A 4,921-nucleotide genomic window follows, 5' to 3' on the forward strand; every position below is an offset into this window, starting at 1 on the left:
TACAAATCCTTTGGCCGCAGGAGAAACTATTAATGCTATTCAAGGCAGGCTTCAAGTTGTCTTTTAATTATATATAGTTTTATATATCAACATCGTAATTAGAGGGTAGATTTAATTTCTATCCTCTTATTTTATTTACAAAATGTTTCGATATATTTCTTTTGTATTTCGAATAGTTTCGTATATTTGTGAATTATCATAAAAGTTATTCTTATGAAATCTTCTTCAGATGTTTTTGATGTTATAGTCATCGGTGGCGGAATTACCGGAGCGGGTGTTGCTAGAGATTGCTCCCGTAGGGGATTGAATGCTGTTTTGCTCGAGCGTTACGATATATCTACAGGTGCTACAGGACGTAATCATGGATTGTTGCATAGTGGTGCGCGTTATGCTGTAACTGATAGAGAGTCTGCTGAAGAATGTATCAAAGAAAATATGATATTGAAACGAATAGCCAGCCATTGCATCGAAGAAACCAATGGTTTGTTTCTAACACTTCCGGAAGATGATATAAACTATCAGGCAAAATTTGTAGAGGCTTGTAATCTTGCAGGGATAAGAGCTGATATAATAGATCCAAAAGAAGCGCTCTTACTCGAGCCCTCTGCCAATCCGTTGATAGTAGGAACAGTAAAAGTTCCGGATGGATCAGTAGATCCGTTTCGTCTGACGGCATCCAACATGATAGATGCAAGAGATCATGGAGCAAAGATATTGACATACCATGAAGTAATAGGGATGTTGAGAGAACAGGATCGCATAATTGGAGTAGAGGTATTTGATCATAAAGAGAAAGAAACAAAAAAGATATATGGTTCGACTGTTGTCAATGCCGGAGGAATTTGGGGACAGCATATTTCTATGCTTGCAGGTGTTACAGTGAAAATGTTACCCGCCAAAGGTTCTTTATTGATTTTTGGTCACCGTGTTAATAATGTGGTGCTTAATCGATGCCGAAAACCTGCCGATTCGGATATTTTGGTTCCGGGGGATACTATTTCTCTGATCGGAACAACATCGATGAATATTCCATACGATGAAATTGATAACATGACTGTGACTCCTCAAGAGGTTGATATTCTCATAAGAGAAGGAGAAAAGCTTGCCCCACGATTGGCACAAACTCGTATTTTGAGAGCCTATGCTGGAGTCAGACCGTTAGTTGCATCCGATAATGAACCTACGGGACGAAATGTCAGTCGTGGTATCATACTGCTAGACCATGCCGAACGTGATGGACTGCAAGGTTATATAACGATAACGGGAGGTAAGCTGATGACTTATCGTTTGATGGCAGAATGGGCGACAGACCTTGTGTGTAAGAAGTTGAATGTTTCGTCGCCATGCACTACGGCCGAAGAGAGATTGCCGGGATCTCGAGAAAATATAGAAGAAATAAATAAAAAAATAATTTCGTTGCCCGCTACGCAACGAAAAGCTGCGATATATCGTCATGGAGACTTGGCCGAAAAGCTCATGGACAATACACAACTAGATAACAGTCTAGTTTGTGAGTGTGAGGGCGTATCGGTAGGCGAAGTAAAATATGCGTTGGATGAACTGAATGTGAAAAGTCTTGTCGATTTAAGGCGAAGAACACGCATTGGTATGGGGACTTGCCAAGGAGAGCTTTGTGCTTGTCGAGCATCCGGTGTAATGCGAAGTACTGAACGGTTTTGTAGTAAGAGAGTAAAAGATGATTTATCTTCTTTCTTGAATGAGCGTTGGAAGGGCATCTATCCTATAGCATGGGGCGATACTTTGCGTGAAAGCGAATATACTGCTTGGGTTTATCAAGGGGTGTGCGGGTTAGATTCAGTTGAAAAATAATTATATTATGAAGTTTGATACGATTATAATAGGAGGTGGATTGTCGGGGCTTGTTTGTGGTATCAAATTGGCTCAACAGGGGGAACGTTGTGTTATTGTATCTTCCGGACAAAGTGCTTTACATTTTTCTTCCGGTTCGTGCGATCTATTGAATGCATTACCTGACGGAACAGCGGTGGATAATCCTTTGTCCGCTTTGCCTGATTTAATAAAGCAAATGCCCAACCATCCTTATGCAAAATTAGGGATAGATGGATTTGCTCGTTTCGTTTCTGATGCGGAAATTTTTTTTACAAATGTTGGGCTTCCTATGTTTGGGTGTGGTGATGCGAATCACTACCGAATTACTCCAATGGGGACATTAAAACCAACATGGCTGACCTCTTTCGGCTTTGCAACAAGTGAACGAATGGATAGGCTAAGATGGAAAAAAGTTTCGATATTCAATCCTGTTGGCTTTCTTGACTTTTATCCGCAGTTTGTAGCTGATGAGTTTTTGAAGCTAGGGACAGAGAGCGACATTCATTTGTTTGATATTCCCGATTTAGATTATCTCAGGCGTAATCCGACCGAAATGCGATCAACTAATATTGCTCGGGTTTTGGATCGAAATATAAATCTTTTAGCTAAAATATTAAATGATAAAAGTATAGATAGCGAAGCTATTATTTTACCGGCTTGCATAGGGCTAAATGCAATAGCCTTTCAGGATTTACAAAAAGAGGTAAATAAGCCAATCTTGCTGATTCCTACGATGCCGCCTTCTATTGTTGGGATTTATACACAGCAATATCTTCATGATTATTTTTTGAAACTGGGAGGCGTATATATGCTTGGTGATAGCATTAAAAAGGCAGATATAGAGAATAACACGATAAAGAGGGTTTATTCATTCAATCATGGAGACATTCCTTTGGTGGGCAAAACCTATATTTTGGCTACAGGAAGCTATTTTAGTCAAGGGTTGATTGCCACATCGGATCGGATATATGAGCCAATTTTTAACTTAGATGTTAGTTATTCAGATAACAGGCAAAAATGGTATAGCTCAAAAATGTTTGATGCACAAGGTTATCAGGAGTTTGGTGTTAAAACAGATAATAATTTCAGAGGACTTTTGAGCGGAGTTGCATTGGATAATCTATATGTTTCAGGAGCTATCCTCGAAGGATTCAATCCTATAAAAGAAGGCTGTGGAGCCGGTGTGTCTATTCTGAGTGCACTAAGTATAGCCGAAAGCATAATAAAAATAAATAGGGAGAATTATGAATTTGCAACAACATAATATAAGTGAAAATAACTTTGAACAATGTATAAAATGCACCGTTTGTACTGTTTATTGTCCTGTAGCTGCTGTTAATCCCGATTATCCGGGACCAAAGCAAGCCGGGCCGGATGGTGAACGCTTGCGTCTGAAAGAAGCTGATTTTTATGATGAAGCTTTGAAGTATTGTATCAATTGTAAAAGATGTGAGGTTGCTTGCCCGTCGAATGTTAAGATTGGCGATATAATACAATCTGCCAGAATTAAATATAGTAAAAAGAAACCCAAGATTCGGGATTTCATTTTAGCAAATACGGATCTGGTTGGTAGCTTTGCCACGCCATTTGCTCCAATAGTGAATGCAACTCTCGGTTTGAGTCCTGTAAAGTCTGTACTCGATTCTGTATTTAAGATAGATCATCGCAGAACTTTTCCAAAATATTCGTTGGGTACATTCGAGGGCTGGTATAAGAAACATGCTAATGAACAAAAGGTATTTGCGAAGCAAGTGAGTTATTTTCATGGTTGCTATGCCAATTATAATAATCCACAGTTGGGGAAAGACTTGATTAAGGTTTTCAATTCATTGGGAATAGGTGTGCAGTTACTAAAGAAAGAAAAGTGTTGTGGCGTTGCATTGATTTCTAATGGGTTTATTAATCAAGCCAAAAAACAGGCTAGAACAAATATAGCATCTATTCGCGAGTCTATATTGGAGAAAAATATACCCGTGGTTGCAACATCGTCTACCTGTACTTTCACGATAAGAGACGAATATCCGCACTTATTGGGGATCGATACCAAGGATGTCAGAGAGCATGTTGAGCTTGCTACACGCTATATCTACAGGCTATTGAGTACAACCGAAACAAAGCTGAAGTTGAAAGATAAAAGAATAAAGGTAGCATATCATACCCCATGCCATATGGAGAAATTGGGTTGGTCATATTATTCGATAGAGCTGTTGAAATTAATTCCGAATATCGAGCTCAAAGTATTAGATTCACAGTGTTGTGGTATAGCAGGTACCTATGGTTTTAAGAAAGAAAATTATAAAACTTCGCAAGATATAGGAGAGTCTCTTTTTAACCAAATTGAAGCAGAGGATTATGATTATATAGTGACAGATTGCGAAACTTGTAAGTGGCAGATAGAAATGTCGACTGCAAAACGTTGTGAACATCCAATTTCTATATTGGCAGAAGCTTTGGCTTAGAGGTAAATATAATAAATTAAGTAGGGTATAACGTAGTTTCGAATAGGGTTTCGAGCATTTCAGTGTTTTATAGGATAGCGAAAGGTATCTTATCTTATATTTTTTCAGATAGAGCTAATGATTTACCTTTTTAATTTGTGTATCGTATCTTATAGCGTTTTCAAAGACTTGTAATTGATTGCTTTATAGATGTAGATGTTGGTTTGTTTCGAATCGAAACTTTTCGAAGCTTTTTCTTGTCCTAAAATTAGTGAAAAAAGTATATTATTCGTATATTTGTTATAGAGCATAGTAGTAGAACTATTTATAATTTCAGATCGGGTTATTTTGTTGTTTTGCTATTATTACAGATGGGATTATAAACTTTATAAAATATAAAATATTATGTCAAAAGTCTACAGTATAAAAACAACTCAGAATATGAACGTGAATGATTATAATATCTTTGATAATTATGAAGCTATAAATAATTTATCACCAACATATATGGAGATACTGAAAATATTTAAAGAAATATTCAAGCATGTTGATATTTCTAAAATAATTAATGATAAGTAGTTAATTGTTTTTATTCCAGCCCTACCTCTCTTACATAAACTACTCTAAGAAGT

General features: G+C 37.3%; 4 protein-coding genes. All 4 read left to right on the plus strand.

Annotated features, from left to right (window positions below):
• The first annotated feature begins 213 nt into the window (after positions 1-213).
• The 4 genes from glpA (at position 214) to LDB17_RS06510 (ending at position 4,868) form a co-directional block, all read left to right on the plus strand.
• Positions 214-1,830, plus strand: a complete 1,617-nt coding sequence (gene glpA, locus LDB17_RS06495) for an anaerobic glycerol-3-phosphate dehydrogenase subunit A (RefSeq protein ID WP_252636465.1) — start codon at positions 214-216, stop codon at positions 1,828-1,830.
• Positions 1,831-1,837: 7 nt separating this feature from the next.
• Positions 1,838-3,115: a glycerol-3-phosphate dehydrogenase subunit GlpB gene (gene glpB / locus LDB17_RS06500; RefSeq protein WP_252636464.1), complete on the plus strand. Its 1,278-nt coding sequence runs from the start codon at positions 1,838-1,840 to the stop codon at positions 3,113-3,115.
• Entirely contained in the window at positions 3,096-4,310 is a 1,215-nt protein-coding gene (gene glpC / locus LDB17_RS06505) for an anaerobic glycerol-3-phosphate dehydrogenase subunit GlpC (protein ID WP_252636463.1), read from the plus strand. The genes glpB and glpC overlap by 20 nt, the downstream gene beginning before the upstream one ends.
• Positions 4,311-4,694: 384 nt before the next feature.
• Positions 4,695-4,868 carry a hypothetical protein gene (locus tag LDB17_RS06510; protein ID WP_167755419.1) on the plus strand — a complete coding sequence of 58 codons (174 nt, stop codon included), beginning with the start codon at positions 4,695-4,697 and terminating at the stop codon, positions 4,866-4,868.
• The last annotated feature ends 53 nt before the right edge of the window (positions 4,869-4,921 follow it).

Origin of the sequence: Dysgonomonas sp. Shenzhen-Wh21 (assembly GCF_043392705.1) — a bacterium.
In the GTDB taxonomy this organism is placed as follows: Bacteria; Bacteroidota; Bacteroidia; order Bacteroidales; family Dysgonomonadaceae; genus Dysgonomonas.